Source organism: Pseudomonas sp. H26/SER47-MNA-CIBAN-0231, from assembly GCF_040310465.1.
Lineage (GTDB): Bacteria > Pseudomonadota > Gammaproteobacteria > Pseudomonadales > Pseudomonadaceae > Aquipseudomonas > Aquipseudomonas atacamensis.
Genome location: NZ_JBEOPW010000016.1, coordinates 105,678 through 120,217, shown reverse-complemented (window position 1 = coordinate 120,217; position 14,540 = coordinate 105,678). Strand labels below are relative to the sequence as shown.

Below are 14,540 nucleotides of genomic sequence, written 5' to 3'. Positions count from 1 at the left end.
CTGTCATGAACATTCGAATTGGATCGGCTGTTGCACTTATCGCTCTTCTCCAGGGATGCGCCTCCGTCAATCGATACGACTGGGGCGAAGGCGCAGCCAACTTTGCTCCCGCTGAGCGGCTGGCCAATGCCAACGGACGTTATGCGCATTGGCAAGCCATTGGCCGTGTCGAAGTTGAAGGCGGCATGACCTGCTCCGGTACACTCATTGACACACGAGAACCCGGTACTGTGTCGAATCCGGCTTATGTACTGACCTCCGGACACTGCACACATCCGGAGATAGGCAATAACGAGGTCATCGTCAATCAGCCTGCAAAGGGTCGGGTGACGTTCAATTATTTTTTCGACACGCAACCGCACAGTCGCTCATATGCGGTAGGCCGGATTGGCTGGAGCACGCTACGTGGCCAAGACATCTCTATCGTTGAACTTGCCACCTCTCTGGAACAGTTGATCAGCGACGGTATCGAGCCTCTGAAACTGGCGCATGCCCCCTTGCCCGCTGAAGAAAACATTTTGATCACCGGCGCGCCCGTGAACGGCTTCATTCAGCGAATGGCATGCAAACAGGAACATTCGGCAGCGGTCATCGAAGGCCCTTGGCGATGGGTAGGACAATCGAGCAACCGTTGCCTCGATGTTGTCAGTGGATTATCCGGCTCACCATTGCTTGCGCGTTATACCAATGAAGTCGTGGGTGTGTTGGGCACTACCACGCGCGGAAGTGACCGTAATCGATGTGACAAGGGCGCCCCCTGCGAAGTCATTGCCGGGCAGGTCAACAAGCGAACTGCCACCAACTACGCCTCCACAACCGAAGGTCTGGGTGCTTGCTTCACCAAGGGACGTTTCGACCCGCGTCCGGGTGACTGCCCGCTGGGAGCGGCATGGTCTTTTCCAACATCATCGCAAAACAGCGATTACATCAGAGTCGAGCGTGACGAGCACGGACAAGTCGTGCCATGGCATTGGCTGCAAACCTTCGCATTGAGCGCTCCCTACTACCGCTATCGCTATACGCGCACGCTGGACGAATGCCAGTCGCTTGCTGGGTATAGCCAGGTACAAACCGCTCGCCCTGGTTCCGAGAATCAGTTGAGCCATGAACTCAAAGAAGGTGCGGGGCTATATTTTCTCTGCCTGATCGGCCAACAGCGGCCTACGGACGTGCCAAAACAATCGGATGGAAAAACCCCCAGCATCTATTGGCGGTGGTTGCTGGAAGCACCAGCGCCGTTGGCGCCGGCCTATAAAATCGAATGGGTGGGTGACGATGACTACGATGTCAGGGTTTTTTCGGTCTCACCGGATCTGGATCCCTTTCAATTTCAATACAAGTCCGGGCAGCCCGGGAGCGTCAACTGCAATGACGGGCAGGGATTCCAGCGCGTACCGCCCTCCACGGGCGTGTTCCATGTTTCCGTTGCCAATGGCCGGCAGAACGTCTGCCTCAAAGGCGCAGACCTGGCGGGGAATCCCGGACCGACCATCGACTTTCTGATTCCTCAATAGCTTCAGGCCTGTTGTGGCTGAGCCGTGTGAAACCGGTTCAGCCACAACAGCGCCTTAGAAGCCGACGCTGGCCTGCACGAAGAACGTGCGCGGTGCGCCGACATACATCCCCGAGTTGTTGTCGCTGGAGCGGGTGAAGTATTGCTTGTCGAAGACGTTCTTCACCCCGGCACCGAGCTTGAGGTTCGACACCTGCGGACCAAAGTCGTAGCCGCCGCGCACGTTCCAGGTCACGTAACCCGGGATGTCGCCGTACTGCCCGTCCGCTGTGCCTTCGGTGATGTAGTTGCCGTTGAAGCTGCCATCCGCATTCACACCGGTGCCCGGCGAACGCTGTTTCGATTGGGCGAAGCCATCGATGTTGTACGTCCAGCGGTTGATCTCGTAACGCAATCCGACCGTCGCAACCTGCCGCGAATAGAACGGCAGATCGCGGCCCTTGAAGCCGGGGATCTCGCCTTCATAGGTGGCGCGGGTGTAGGTGAAACCGGCGTTGGCGGTCAAACCATCGAGGCGCGGATCGAGGGCGGCCATGTCGTAGTGCGCCGAGGCTTCGATGCCCTGGTGCTTGGTCGCACCGAGGTTGGTCCAGCCGACGTCGTTGCTGATGTATTGCAGTTCGTCATCGAAGTCGATGTAGAACAGCGTCACCTCGCCGCCCCAGACATCATCGTTGTAACGCGTGCCGATCTCGTAGGTCTTGGCCTTTTCCGGCTCCAGACCGTTGGCGGTGCTGTCACCCGAACCGCCCTGGCCAAGCTGGAAATACTGCAGACTGCCAAACGAAGTTTCGTAGTTGGCGAACAGCTTCCAGGCATCGGACAGGTGATACATCACGCTCAGCGCCGGCAGCGGTTCGTTGCTTTCGATGCTGCGGTTTTTCTCCGGGACCGGCCGGCCAGCAGTGTCGAGGACAGCGCGATCATGCCAATCGGTGCTGATGTGTTCGAAGCGAATGCCCGGGGTGATGGTCCAGTTGCCGACGTCGATCTTGTTGTCGACATACACCGAATTGGCCTCGGTGCCACCGGTGCGATCCTGGAACACATGGCCGTCGGAAGTCGGCGTGACCACTGGCTGACTGTTGACCAGCGCCAGACGACTCGATTCTTCGTGCATGGCCTCTTTCAGATAGCGATAACCGACGCTGACTTCCTGGGTGGTCGGGCCGACATCGAACACCCGCGACACGCGCGGCTCGATGCCGAGGGTGTAGTAGGAACGCGGGTAAGAGCTGAGGGTGCGCTGATCGCGCGCAGCGATGGTACTGCCGCGAAAGCTGTCGGTGTAGTAGGTGAGGATTTCCGCCTGAGTGCGCTCGTCGATCTGGCGGATCCACTTGAACGACACGTCCTTGCGCCGGCCTGTGAACTGGTCGTAGTCACGCACCGATTCGTACGGTTTGTCGTCGTACTGACGCTGGGTCAGACCGCCGGGCATGTCGGCGCTGGCGTCGTAATAGTGGAAATTGAGACTGAAATCGTCCTGATCGGTCGGCGCCCAGTGCGTCTTGAGCAGCACGTCGTCGATGTCGTTGCCGTTGTTGCGCTCGCGATAGCCGTGACCGTTGACGCCGGAATACAGCAGCGCGACGCCCATGCCGTTGTCGGCGGTGCCGCCAAGAAATGCGGTGTCGATGTGTTTCCAGCCGCCGTACTGAGTGGTCTCCAGCGTTGTGCCGATTTCGCCGGTGGTTTTCTCCGGGATCGCGCGGGTCACGAAGTTGATCACGCCGCCGACGTTCTGCGGCCCGTAGCGCACGGAACCGGCGCCGCGCACGACGTCGATGCTGTCGAGATTGCCCGAGGAAATCGGCGCCATCGACAGTTGCGGCTGGCCGTAAGGCGCGAACGCCGCTGGTACGCCATCGATCAAAACAGTCGAGCGTGGCGACAGCCGCGAAGTCAGACCGCGCACGCCGACGTTAAGGGAAATATCACTGCCGCCGGTGCCGTTGGAGTCCTGCACCTGCACGCCAGGCACGCGTTTGAGCACGTCGCTGACGTTCATCGCGCCCTGCTCGACCATCACTTCGCGGCGAATCACCGTGCGTGCGCCGGGGTGGTTTTGCACCACCGCAGCGTCCGCGTCACCGAGCCAATCGCCGACCACTTTGATGTCGGTCACGCCGAGCTCCAGCGGGCCGTTGCTGGCTGCGGAGGTGGCTGTTGGGGCGAGCGTGACCGAGCCTTCATTGATCTGATAATCGAGACCGCTGCCCTGCAACAGCTGCCGCAAAGCCTGCTCTGGCGAAAGGTCGCCGTCGACCGCTGGCGCCTGTTTGCCGGCCACCAGTTCAGGGCTGAAAAACACCTGCAGCGAGGTTTGCTGGCCCAGCTCGCTCAAGGCCTGGCCCAGCGGTTGCGCGCGGATATGAATGGCTTCAGCGGCAAACGCTAACGGCATCGCGGCGCTGACCGCCAGCGCGAGAGCCAATGGCAGCCAAGGGAATTTTTTATTGTGGGTTGTGGTGATGTTCACGTCGTACGCAGTCCTGTGGATCGCAAGAGTGTGCGGCTGTTAATGCAAACCAGTTGCAGTTGAACAGGAAGACGATGAACTGAAAAAAAACCTGAATGCTATCTGGAAATTATTTCCTGACTGCCATCGGCAAGGGTGCGCACCGTCACCGGCAGGATGCTCGGCAAGGCTTTGAGCAAGGCGTCGGTGTCGTCGGATTTGAACACGCTGGTCAGGCGCAGGCTGGCCACGTTCGGCTGGGATACGGTCAGCGGTTTGTCGCGATAGCGCGATACTTCCGCCGCTACTTCGCCGAGGCTGGCGTTGTTGAACACCAGTTTGCCGTTGCGCCAGGCGGTCAGTTCCGCCGGGTTGACCGCGTAGGCCGGCAGGACCTTGCCCTGGGCATCGACCGCCGTGCCGAGGCCTGCGGTGAGGTTGATGAATTGGTTGTCCGGGGCAGCACTTCCCTGCACCTTCACCGTGCCCTGCTCCACCGCCACGCGGGTCTGCGTGGCATCGCGGCGCACATCGAAACGCGTACCGGTGACCGTGACCCTGCCGCTGCCGGCTTCGACAATAAACGGACGCGAGGCGTCGTGTTCAACACTGAACATCGCCTCGCCCGCGCTCAATTCGATCAGCCGTCGATCCTGCCCATAACGCACCTGCAAGCGGCTGCGACTGTTCAGATCGATTACAGAACCGTCCGGCAACGCCACATGCTTGCGCTCGCCCGGCGCCGTGGCGAATTCAGCGCGGTAAGCGCCCGGATGATTCAAACCACTGAACAGGCCAAGCCCCAGCGCCACGGCGAGGACACTCGCGGCGACGGCATAACGCAGCATCGGCCGGCGTTCGCGGCGGGGAGTTTGCGCAAGCGCCTGAAGACGCGACGTCGGCAGCAGGTCAGCCGCCGTCCACAAGCCTTGCAGCAACTGGAATTCCTCACGGTGCTGCGGATGCTCGTTCAGCCAGGCCTCGAAGCGCTGCCGTTGCTCGACGCTGACATTCGGCTCCTGCAATCGCACGAACCAGGCCGCCGCCTCTTCCCGCACCGCCGTTTGCCCACAGGCGCAATCACCCGTTTCCATCATGGAATGTCCTGTCCGGCTGAGAATGAAAAGGTGCGAACGCTCATGATTGCAAGCCATCCAGCCGCTCACGCAGATGCCGCAGGGTGCGGATCATATACTTTTCGACCATGTTCTTGGACAGCCCCAGGCGTTCGGCGATTTCTGCCTGCGTCAGGCCTTCGATCTTCTGCCAGACAAAGATCTTGCGGCAGTTGAGCGGCAGCTCGGTGAGCGCGCGTTCGATGGAATCGGCCAACTGGATCGCGTGCATGTAATGCTCCGGATCGCCCGCCGACGACGCAGTGTCCCCGACCGCCTCCGACTCCATGACGCCCCGCCGGTCCTCCCGCCGATAACCGTCAACGGCGATATTGCGTGCGGTCTGATGCAGATACGCACGCGGCTGCTGCACCGCCGCCGAATCTGCCTCGAGCACCCGCACAAAGGTGTCGTGCGCCAGATCCTCGGCCTGCGCACGATTGCGCAGGCGCCGAGTCCAGGTGCCGATCAACTCTTCGTAATGCTCGAAAAAGCCGGGTCTGCGGGGACGCATGAGGGTTGGCGACGCGCTGAGGAAAGAGGCGCGAATAGTAATGCTTCCTATTAAGGCGAGGCAATCGATTCCTCGAACAGAGCGCTCAGGGCGCGTACCTGGTCAGCCGGGTTCGCTCAACCAGTTTCAGGTAGTTTGCCAACATCGCCAGACCTTGCGGCGTCATCAATGACTCCGGGTGAAACTGCACGCCATAGATCGGCAGGTCTCGGTGCCGAAGCGCCATGATCTCACCCGGCATGCCGTCGTCATCCAGCACGTGCGCAGTAGCCACCAATTCGCCGGGCAAGACACCCGCCACCAGAGAGTGGTACCGCGCGACTTGCAAGCCGTCAGGCAAGCCGTCGAACAGGTCACGACTGTCGTGACTGATACGGGAAACCTTGCCGTGCAGCACCTGCCTCGCCCTGCGCACCTCGCCGCCGAAAGCAGCGGTAACGCATTGATGCCCCAGACAGATGCCCAATATCGGCAAACGGCCTGCGAAATGATGGATGGCCGCAAGGGAAATGCCCGCTTCTGTTGGAGAGCACGGCCCAGGCGAGACAATCAAAGACTCTGGCGCCAGCGCTTCGATGTCAGCCAAGGTCATTTCGTCATTACGACGCACTTCAACCTCAGCCCCGAGCATGCCCAGGTACTGCACGATGTTGTAGGTGAAGGAGTCGTAGTTATCGATCATTAAGTGCATATGGCAATTCCTGGCGTTGGGCGATCGATTGACAGCGGCCGGCGGCGACCCGCAGCAACTGGCTTTTCTCCAGCGTTTCCTGCCACTCACGATCGGCTACCGAATCCTGCACCACGCCGGCGCCGGCCTGAACGTAGAGACGGGCGTCTTGCAGCAGTGCGGTTCGAATGGCGATCGCCAGGTCGGCACGGCCGCTCCAGTCGAGATAACCGATCGCGCCGCCATACACCCCGCGAGAATGCGGTTCCAGTTCGGCAATGATCTCCAGCGCCCGCACCTTCGAGGCCCCGCTCAGCGTGCCTGCGGGGAAAATGCTTTTGAGCAGGTCCAGCCCGGTCACGTGGTCCGGCACATGCCCGGTCACGGTTGAGACGATGTGCATGACATGGGAGAAATATTCCACGTTCAGCAACTGCGTCACCTGCACACTGCCGACGCGAGCCAATCGGCCGAGGTCATTGCGCGACAGGTCAACGAGCATCATATGCTCGGCAATTTCCTTCGGATCAGCGAGCAGTTCATCCCTGAGTCGGTGGTCTTCGACTGCCCCACTGCCCCGCCGGCGTGTACCAGCCATTGGCCGGGTGGCCACCGTTTGTTGCTCCTGACGAAACAACATTTCCGGAGAGGCGCCAACCACCTGGCAGTCGCCCAGGTTCAACAAGTAGCGATAAGGCGTGTGGCCCAGATCGGACAGGGATCGGTACAGCGCGACGGCGTCCTCGTCGAAAGGCAGGCTCATGCGTTGGGATAAAACCACCTGCATCACATCGCCCGCAGCGATGTAGTCCTTGATCCTTGCTACGGCCTCAATGAACGCTGACTTCGGGAAGGCCGATTCGACGACCGGCGTTGTCACCTCGACCACATGCCCGCCAGGTGCGCGCGGTACGAGCAACGGGCGCACATTTGCGATCAGTCGGTTGAGCCGATCCTGCCCACACTGGTAATCGCCCAGCGCCTTCGGGGGTTCATGCACGATGCAATAAGCCAGATGCTCGCGGTGATCCAGCACGACGAGATCCATGCTGATCAATTGCAATACATCAGGCAGCTGAAACCCAGAGGGCTTGCGCGGCACTCGACGCAGACGCGACTCGATGAGCCGAGTCGTTTCGAAACCGAAATAGCCAAAGAACCCACCGCTGAAACATGGCAGGCCCGGGCATTGCGGTATACGAAAGCCCTTCTGCAACTTGCCCAGTTCTGCCAACGGATCAATACAGTCAATCGTCACCGAAATCTGTCCGTCACGGTACAGGCGCAAGACACCCTCATCGAGTTCGACGCGCTGACTGCAAGGCAGGCCAATCACCGAGTACGCCGGCGCGAACACACCCTCGTGCCAGTGGCCGGTTTCGAACAGATAGTCTTGCCCACAGTTGGCTAGAGCCTGGTACAGCGCAACGGCTTCCACCTCTGGCGGCAATGACAGGGTTTGCCAAAGCGGCACATGGGTATACCCCGCCTCGCCGTAGGCAAAAAAATCTTCTAGGCTCAACATCCTTGTGTCTCCGGTTGATCACGCAGTAACAGATCGGCCAACAGCGTCAAAGCCCTGCGATCAGATTTGCCATTGCGATTGAGAGGGATCTTGTAGGGTGCGGTGATGCGAATCGGACGGTTGCGGCCTGCCCCGATACCGGGGCAGGCACAGCGCTTATTTCAGCGGCGTAGCAACAAACTCGGGCAGTTGCTCCACCCGGTCAGCGTAAGCGGCAAGCGCTGTGTAGTTCTGGACCTCGACCAAGTGGGAGACCCTGAACTGGGTGAAGCGCCAGGCGGCGGCCACGGTTACATCGGCCTGAGACAACTGCACCGTTGCAAGCCAAGGATTGGCACTGGCTGCAGCCTTTTCCAGAAGCGCCAACGCGGCATGCAATTGCTCGGTGACGCGCGTTTGCCAAGGCTCATAGTGAAACGCGACCGGTTTGTTGTATTCATACTCGAGCTGGACCGCTTTTTCGCATACCGCGAGGCCGAGCCCGATGAGCGACAGCACCTCTTGATGCTCCGCCGAATCCTTCGGCATCAAACTGCGGTTCGGTGCGACCTGCGCCTCCAGATAATCAAGGATCATCGATGAGTCCATGATCATTTCGCCGTTTTCGCAAATCAGCGTCGGCGCCTTGACCACCGAATTGATGGTTCGAAATTCATCCGTATCGCGAAACACCGAGATCTGCCGATGTTCATGTTCCAGCCCCATCAGCCGCATAGAAACGGCCACGCGCCGAACATAGGGTGATCCCATCATGCCAACCAGTTTCATCGCTTTCTCCTGAAATATTGACTATCCGTTTCATCGCCCCTTCCACTCCGTGTGACACTGGTGAACAAAGGGCAAAACTTGTTGTAATCGGCTATGCATCAATTGGTGCAAACGCCACCCTCGCCCCGTAGAACAACGAGGCTCGTTGTGAAACCGTTGCACTATCGCCTGTCGTCAAGAACCTGTTGCCGCCTGCTCTTGCACTTGAGAGATGAGGATTACTTTTCAGGTACTCCACCAGACTTTCAGCGGCGGCGTCGGACTGGGAAATCAGCCGCATGGAATCCGGCAGCTCGCGGCGCCAGAGGTGTTCAATAATCGGATAATGCGTACAGCCCAGTATGCAAACATCTGGCACCTGTGGAGCAGCACTCAGGAGCGCATTGACATGTTTACGAATCTCAGTGCGCAGCATGTCCTCAGGCACACCTTGCTCAATGAGCAACGCCAGGCCCTGACAGGCTTGTTGGTACACCTTTATATCGGCACGCCGATTATTGATTTGCAACGCAAAGATATTTGACTGAACCGTGTGCTGAGTCGCGAAGACCGCGACGCTTTGCACTGGATAATCACAAGCAGAGTTCGCGATCCTGTCGGCGACAGGTGCAACAACGCCGATCACCCTGCGACCGGGATGAACCTCAGCAAGCCACGTCTGCTGCAATCTTTGCAGACTGGTGGCAACCGCCGTGTTACAGGCGATGACAACTAATGAGCAGCCATACTTGAAAAGGCGAGTAATGGCGGCCTGGGTAAGATCATGGATATCGTCGACTGCATCATTGCCATAAGGTGCGTTTCCATGATCACCCAAATAGACGAACTGCTCATCGGGCAGGACCGACTCAAACGCGCGCATTACCGTTAAACCACCGCTGCCGAAATCAAATACGCCAATCAATCCGAATCCCTCCTTGAATACCCGTAAGTTTTCAGATAGTTGTCGCAATGGCCGCAGCGACGCCGATATATAAAACCCCTGTTACCACACTCATTTGGCGTTTTGTGCGAAGAATCTTCGCCGCATGCCCCGCCATGAGCATATACAGTGCATATACTGTGGTAGAGATGAATATTGCCGTCGACACCAATGCAATGCACTGCGGAATATACGGCAAGGCGTTATCGATGAACGTTGGAAACAAGATAATGTTGGTCAATATCCCCTTGGGATTTGTAAACGAAACGATCATCGCTCCGGTAAACATTTGCAGAGGGGTTCGCTTGCGCGAAGTGGCAACCGCAACCTGGGTATGCGAACGCAGCGTTTTAAAAGCGAGGTAGAGCAGGTAAACAACGCCCACCCATTTCAGCCAGAACAAAATACCGGGGTTATCTCTTACCAATATCCCCAGACCGGACAAAACAATAACGGCGTGCCCGCCACTGGCCAGGCCGAAACCAATGGCAGCTGGAAACGATTCCTTGAAACCGTGATCCAGGGCTTGTGCCATGGAAAAGGCAACATTCGGCCCGGGAAGTATCGCGGCCGATAGAAATACTACGCAAAACAATATCCAAAGTTGAAAATCCATACCGCGCAATCCCCGCATAAGTCGCGAATTCAAGACAATATTTATTGAAGTTATTCAGTCAGGTTTTGATACTCGGACTTTCAGTTCTCAAGCAGGCGATCCGATCCATTTGGGAAGAAACGCTTTGATCCAGGTCGCCACCGCGCAATCATATTGATGCCAACCGGCAGTATGTTCGGCTGCAGGCCGGGTACCCGGCGCTTTGAGTCGTTCGCCACCGAGCATTGCCCAACGGTCGATCGTCTCGTAAGTCACTTCCGGGTGAAACTGCAGAGCGTAGGCGTTAGTTGCATATCGATAGGCTTGAACCGGAAAGGTCGAACCTTCGGCTAGCTGCGTAGCGCCTGGCGGCAGATCGAAGCCTTCGCTGTGCCATTGATAGACATGGTCTGGAAAAGGAGCGCAGGCGTCAGCCGTTATCTCGTGAGCAGCAGCCAGCGGTGTTATCGGATAATAACCGGCCTCGGTTATCCCACTATCCAGTCGGTAGACGCGCGATCCCAAGTGCCGAGTCAGCATTTGCCCGCCCAGACAAAGACCCAGCAACGGCTTGCCTTCCTTCAACGGCTTGGCCAACCAGTCGATCTCGTCGCGAATATAAGCGTCGTTATCATTAGCGCTCATCGGGCCGCCGTAAACGGCCACGCCCGCGTGCTCTGCCATGCACTGCGGAAGCGGATCACCGAATCGTGGTCGGCGGACATCCAGCTCAAATCCCATTTGATTCAGGAGGACGCCTACGCGGCCGGGCGTCGAGTGTCCCTGATGCAAAATAATCAAGACCTTGCGTGTTTGACCCATTGCACAACTCCATGTGTTCACTGATCAACTTGATCTAGGCCTGATTTAAATCGACGCGGTGAAGGGAGGACTGCCCACCCACAGTTCGGCGAAATTCTGCGCCGCCGGGCCAGTGCCGAGAATGCGATCGAGTTCAGCTATTTGAAGTCGTCTGTGGAATTGAGCATTGTCGTCGTAACGATGCAGCAACATCGCCATCGAATGGGAAAATTGCACATCCCGCCACACCTGTTTCAACGCAACGGCGGAATACGACAGCAACAGATCGTCCTTGTCGCTGGCATAAAAATGCTCGAAGCCACGAGCCAGAATATTGGCATCGGAGACAGCCAGGTTAAGCCCCTTGGCAGCAGTAGGCGGCACGATGTGCGCAGCATCACCCGCGAGGAACAACCTGCCCTTTTGCATTTTTTCGGCAACGAAACTTCTCAGTTGCACAATACTTTTTTCAATAATGGCCCCGCCGTCAACTTTCTCCGGCCGCCCTTCAATCCGCGATTGCAAGAGATCCCAGATGCGCGCGGCAGACCACTCATTGGGATCTTCGTCCGGAGAACATTGCAGATAAATTCTTGAAACCTTCGCCGAGCGCATGGTGAACAATGCCAGCCCGGTTTCGTGGCTGGAAAAGATGACATCCTTGGCAATTGGCGTCATTTCGGCGAGTACCGCCAGCCATGCAAACGGGTAAGCGTGAGAATAACAAGTGAGTGCGTCGGCGATTTGCGGCCGGCAAATGCCATGAAAGCCGTCGCAGCCGACAACAAAATCACATTCAACACTCTGTTGCCTGCCGTCATGTCGGAACGTCACCGAAGGCGAGTTACCATCAGTGCCATGCACTTGGACATCGGCAGCGCCAAACAGCAGCGGATACTCTGTCCGCAACCGCGCTGCGACGAGATCCTTGATGATTTCCTGTTGCCCGTAAATCATTACGGTTTGCCCGGTGAGTGCCTCGAAATCCAGTTCACGGGTAGATCCGTCGTAATGGAACTGCAGGGTGGAATGTTTCATCCCTTCAGCATGAACTCTTTCACCCACACCACTTTGTGTCAGGATGCGGACAGTCGCGGGTGTAATCTGGCCCGCACGACTGCGTCCCTCGACGTATTCCCTGGATCGGCTTTCAACAATGATATTGCTGATGTTCATCTGCGAAAGCAGTTGCCCCAACATTAATCCAGCCGGCCCTGCTCCAACGATTGCAACCTTTGTCCGCATGGGGTTGTCCCTCTGAGTAATAAGGCTTAAAGCAAACACAATTCAAATGGCCGGGACGCTGCCTTCGCCATCCATGTCGAAATCAGTTCTTCCTGAAAATCACACTGCTCATGTACTGATGCAAATCACGAAGGTCGTTAATACTCCACGCATGTGGCGGTATCTTTACGCCGTTTTCTCGCAATGTTTTCGGGATCAAATTCCCGCTGGGCCGAAGTATCACCGACGAAACGATAACCCCCGGATATTCATCAAGTCTTTTTCTGAAACCTGGCAGAGTAAGATCAGGAGTTGCCGGATTGCTTTTGTTCGCCAAGGGACCTGTCCCTCTGATGTCTGCTCCGTGGCAAACTGCGCATCGCTGCAGATACAGTTTTTTCCCGTTAGCGTTATCCGCGACTGACACGGATGTTTGCGCAGCCAATACCAAACTCAGCAACACAGTGATTTTCTTACTCATATTTTTGATGCTGCCTATTTGTACCGGTGGATATGAACGACCTTGTTCCAGCGTAATCAAGGCTTGTCAAAAACCAGACGAAAGACTTCATCCGACATGCAGGCGGCCCACGATAACTTGTTGGTCGCTTCTTTTATTCCGGTTACCAAAACGTATCGCGCGCTTCTAAAAAGAAACGAACGAGTTCCAGGATCTGGTTATTTTCCGGAATTACCGGTCGGTAAGAAATTTTCCCGCGCCGAGGGTTGAAGAATAACTATTGCTACAGCGCAGAAGAAAAACAGAGCAACGATTGACTGCCTTGACGGTAAAGGCATGCGGAGGCGAACAGATAAGTAATGCGATGAGATGAAACATGCCAATCCCTTGAGCCGTTCATAGTCTGATCTATAGCGATGAGTACATCCTTACTCACGGCGACTAATCTCACACTTGTTTCAGAATATGTCAACACCTGATAATCAAATTGACAACACTGAAAATATCCTGAAGCAATCAGAGTTCCGTGGTCTGAATGGTCAGCGCCAACGCCCAAGCGCTACAGACCATCAGTGTTTCTCCCAAACCCTGAAACCGGCCGGCGTGCATCAGACCCGTGCCTATCAACCTGGCATACATCGAGCCCAGCAACGCGCCTGCCGTACCCAAGCGATCGCCAAAGCGCAGCCGTGATGACTGACCGGTTCCAGGGCACCGGCGCCATGCTGGCCGGTGATGATCACGGTCTGCTTCATCATCGCCACAGCGATGGCGCCCTTGATGCGCAAGAGCGCCGAGCGCACGGGCATTGATGCCCCGCCTGCGGGAGCTGCCGCAGGCTGCGAGCTTTTGACTTTGCCTTTAAAAGACAAGATCAAATTATCGCAGCCTTCCGCAGCTCCTTCAGGGGATTGTGGGCAGCTTAGGCCTGCGGCAGTTTGCGGAAGCCCACAGCCAAGCGATTCCAGCCGTTGATGGTGTTGATCGCCACCGTCAGGTCAACCAGTTCCTTCGGCGAAAACTGTGCAGCGACGACTTCATAGTCTTCGTCCGGCGCGTGGGTCAGGCTCAGTTGTGTCAGCGACTCGGTCCACAGCAGCGCGGCGCGTTCACGCTCGCTGAAGAATGGCGCTTCCCGCCATGCCGTCACGGCGAACAGGCGGCGTGGGGTTTCGCCGTCCTTGATCGCGTCGGCGGTGTGCATGTCGATGCAGAATGCGCAGCCGTTGATCTGTGAAGAGCGCAGCTTGACCAGTTCGAGCAGGCTCTTTTCCAGCGACAGTTTCGAGACGGCATTTTCCAGCGCCATCATCGCTTTCATGGCATCAGGGGAAGCGGTGTAGAAATCGGCACGAGGTTGCATGGTGGGCTCCGGGGTAGCGATTGAATGTGTGGCTACGTTAGTCCCCGGGGGTGGTTCGGCAAATAGCCAATATTGCAGAAGAACGGTAGGCCACTTGGCGCGGCGACTGACCGCTCGTCACTCGACGGGCACCAAGGTTTCAGTGCGCCTGACCAATATCAGGTAATCCCCTTTATCAGGAGACGTACCATGATGACGCGCAAATTCACTTCGTTATTGTTGGCCGGCCTGCTCGCCACGGCATCCGCCGCCAGCTTCGCTGCCAATGACAGCACCGATGCGACGGGCACCAAGTCCGGCGGCGCCAGCAGCTCGACCATGCCGCCAGACAACACCCCGGGCTCGCCATCGGGTGGCAGCGGTTCTGGCGGAACCAATAACGGCACCGGCACCGGTACTGGCTCGGGCATGGGCACTGGCACGGGCACCAATGGCGGCGCCAGTGGTTCGGGTTCCGGCGCGGGCGGTGGCACCGGCTCGGCCGGCGGCGGCACGGGTGGTGCGGGCGGTGGCACGGGCAGCTGAACGAACAAGAGCCATCCCAGATAAAGCAACACTGAGTAACTGTGGGAGCGAACTTGCTCGCGAAGGCATTGTGTCAGTCGACTG

At 57.6% G+C, this 14,540-nt stretch carries 15 protein-coding genes; 2 read left to right on the top strand and 13 right to left on the bottom strand.

What is annotated here, in order from left to right; all coding sequences use genetic code 11:
* The first annotated feature begins 5 nt into the window (after positions 1–5).
* Positions 6–1,514 carry a trypsin-like serine peptidase gene (locus AAEZ10_RS21535; protein ID WP_350570916.1) on the top strand — a complete coding sequence of 503 codons (1,509 nt, stop codon included), beginning with the start codon at positions 6–8 and terminating at the stop codon, positions 1,512–1,514.
* Between the two features lie 54 nt (positions 1,515–1,568).
* Here AAEZ10_RS21535 and AAEZ10_RS21530 read toward each other — a convergent pair whose 3' ends face one another.
* The 13 genes from AAEZ10_RS21530 to AAEZ10_RS21470 all read right to left on the bottom strand — a co-directional run bounded on the left by AAEZ10_RS21530 (position 1,569) and on the right by AAEZ10_RS21470 (position 13,931).
* Positions 1,569–3,995 carry a TonB-dependent siderophore receptor gene (locus tag AAEZ10_RS21530; RefSeq protein ID WP_350570914.1) on the bottom strand — a complete coding sequence of 809 codons (2,427 nt, stop codon included), beginning with the start codon at positions 3,993–3,995 and terminating at the stop codon, positions 1,569–1,571.
* Positions 3,996–4,093: 98 nt separating this feature from the next.
* Positions 4,094–5,071 carry a FecR family protein gene (locus tag AAEZ10_RS21525; protein WP_110646937.1) on the bottom strand — a complete coding sequence of 326 codons (978 nt, stop codon included), beginning with the start codon at positions 5,069–5,071 and terminating at the stop codon, positions 4,094–4,096.
* A gap of 40 nt (positions 5,072–5,111) precedes the next feature.
* Complete coding sequence (locus AAEZ10_RS21520) at positions 5,112–5,603, bottom strand: sigma-70 family RNA polymerase sigma factor (RefSeq protein WP_243242869.1); 492 nt, start codon at positions 5,601–5,603, stop codon at positions 5,112–5,114.
* An 85-nt stretch (positions 5,604–5,688) separates the two neighbouring features.
* Positions 5,689–6,294, bottom strand: a complete 606-nt coding sequence (locus AAEZ10_RS21515; protein ID WP_071173003.1) for an anthranilate synthase component II — start codon at positions 6,292–6,294, stop codon at positions 5,689–5,691.
* Entirely contained in the window at positions 6,275–7,798 is a 1,524-nt protein-coding gene (locus AAEZ10_RS21510) for an anthranilate synthase component I family protein (protein WP_110646936.1), read from the bottom strand. The genes AAEZ10_RS21515 and AAEZ10_RS21510 overlap by 20 nt, the downstream gene beginning before the upstream one ends.
* Positions 7,799–7,954: 156 nt before the next feature.
* Positions 7,955–8,566 (bottom strand): glutathione S-transferase family protein, encoded by a 612-nt coding sequence (locus AAEZ10_RS21505; protein ID WP_350570911.1) that lies wholly within the window; start codon positions 8,564–8,566, stop codon positions 7,955–7,957.
* Between the two features lie 91 nt (positions 8,567–8,657).
* A complete protein-coding gene (murI, locus tag AAEZ10_RS21500) occupies positions 8,658–9,470 on the bottom strand; it encodes a glutamate racemase (RefSeq protein WP_073471399.1) in 813 nt (270 codons plus the stop codon).
* Between the two features lie 31 nt (positions 9,471–9,501).
* On the bottom strand, positions 9,502–10,104 hold the full coding sequence (locus tag AAEZ10_RS21495; protein WP_071173041.1) for a LysE family translocator: 603 nt from the start codon (positions 10,102–10,104) through the stop codon (positions 9,502–9,504).
* A gap of 87 nt (positions 10,105–10,191) precedes the next feature.
* Positions 10,192–10,905, bottom strand: a complete 714-nt coding sequence (locus AAEZ10_RS21490) for a glutamine amidotransferase-related protein (protein ID WP_071173006.1) — start codon at positions 10,903–10,905, stop codon at positions 10,192–10,194.
* 45 nt (positions 10,906–10,950) lie between these two features.
* Positions 10,951–12,129, bottom strand: coding sequence for a 4-hydroxybenzoate 3-monooxygenase (locus tag AAEZ10_RS21485; RefSeq protein WP_071173007.1), 1,179 nt, complete (start codon positions 12,127–12,129; stop codon positions 10,951–10,953).
* Positions 12,130–12,211: 82 nt separating this feature from the next.
* Entirely contained in the window at positions 12,212–12,589 is a 378-nt protein-coding gene (locus AAEZ10_RS21480) for a c-type cytochrome (protein WP_073471400.1), read from the bottom strand.
* 602 nt (positions 12,590–13,191) lie between these two features.
* Positions 13,192–13,377 (bottom strand): hypothetical protein, encoded by a 186-nt coding sequence (locus tag AAEZ10_RS21475; RefSeq protein WP_130930139.1) that lies wholly within the window; start codon positions 13,375–13,377, stop codon positions 13,192–13,194.
* 113 nt (positions 13,378–13,490) lie between these two features.
* A complete protein-coding gene (locus tag AAEZ10_RS21470; RefSeq protein WP_016775423.1) occupies positions 13,491–13,931 on the bottom strand; it encodes a carboxymuconolactone decarboxylase family protein in 441 nt (146 codons plus the stop codon).
* Between the two features lie 189 nt (positions 13,932–14,120).
* Between AAEZ10_RS21470 and AAEZ10_RS21465 the strand changes: the two genes are divergently transcribed.
* Positions 14,121–14,456 carry a hypothetical protein gene (locus AAEZ10_RS21465; RefSeq protein WP_073471403.1) on the top strand — a complete coding sequence of 112 codons (336 nt, stop codon included), beginning with the start codon at positions 14,121–14,123 and terminating at the stop codon, positions 14,454–14,456.
* The last annotated feature ends 84 nt before the right edge of the window (positions 14,457–14,540 follow it).

Coding starts and splice junctions, on each gene's coding strand:
- AAEZ10_RS21485 (WP_071173007.1), bottom strand. CDS start 12,129: ATGCGGACAAAGGTTGCAATCGTTGGAGCAGGGCCGGCTGGATTAATG.
- AAEZ10_RS21480 (WP_073471400.1), bottom strand. CDS start 12,589: ATGAGTAAGAAAATCACTGTGTTGCTGAGTTTGGTATTGGCTGCGCAA.
- AAEZ10_RS21495 (WP_071173041.1), bottom strand. CDS start 10,104: ATGGATTTTCAACTTTGGATATTGTTTTGCGTAGTATTTCTATCGGCC.
- AAEZ10_RS21510 (WP_110646936.1), bottom strand. CDS start 7,798: ATGTTGAGCCTAGAAGATTTTTTTGCCTACGGCGAGGCGGGGTATACC.
- AAEZ10_RS21490 (WP_071173006.1), bottom strand. CDS start 10,905: ATGGGTCAAACACGCAAGGTCTTGATTATTTTGCATCAGGGACACTCG.
- AAEZ10_RS21465 (WP_073471403.1), top strand. CDS start 14,121: ATGATGACGCGCAAATTCACTTCGTTATTGTTGGCCGGCCTGCTCGCC.
- AAEZ10_RS21515 (WP_071173003.1), bottom strand. CDS start 6,294: ATGCACTTAATGATCGATAACTACGACTCCTTCACCTACAACATCGTG.
- AAEZ10_RS21470 (WP_016775423.1), bottom strand. CDS start 13,931: ATGCAACCTCGTGCCGATTTCTACACCGCTTCCCCTGATGCCATGAAA.
- AAEZ10_RS21505 (WP_350570911.1), bottom strand. CDS start 8,566: ATGAAACTGGTTGGCATGATGGGATCACCCTATGTTCGGCGCGTGGCC.
- AAEZ10_RS21525 (WP_110646937.1), bottom strand. CDS start 5,071: ATGATGGAAACGGGTGATTGCGCCTGTGGGCAAACGGCGGTGCGGGAA.
- AAEZ10_RS21535 (WP_350570916.1), top strand. CDS start 6: ATGAACATTCGAATTGGATCGGCTGTTGCACTTATCGCTCTTCTCCAG.
- AAEZ10_RS21475 (WP_130930139.1), bottom strand. CDS start 13,377: ATGCCCGTGCGCTCGGCGCTCTTGCGCATCAAGGGCGCCATCGCTGTG.
- AAEZ10_RS21520 (WP_243242869.1), bottom strand. CDS start 5,603: ATGCGTCCCCGCAGACCCGGCTTTTTCGAGCATTACGAAGAGTTGATC.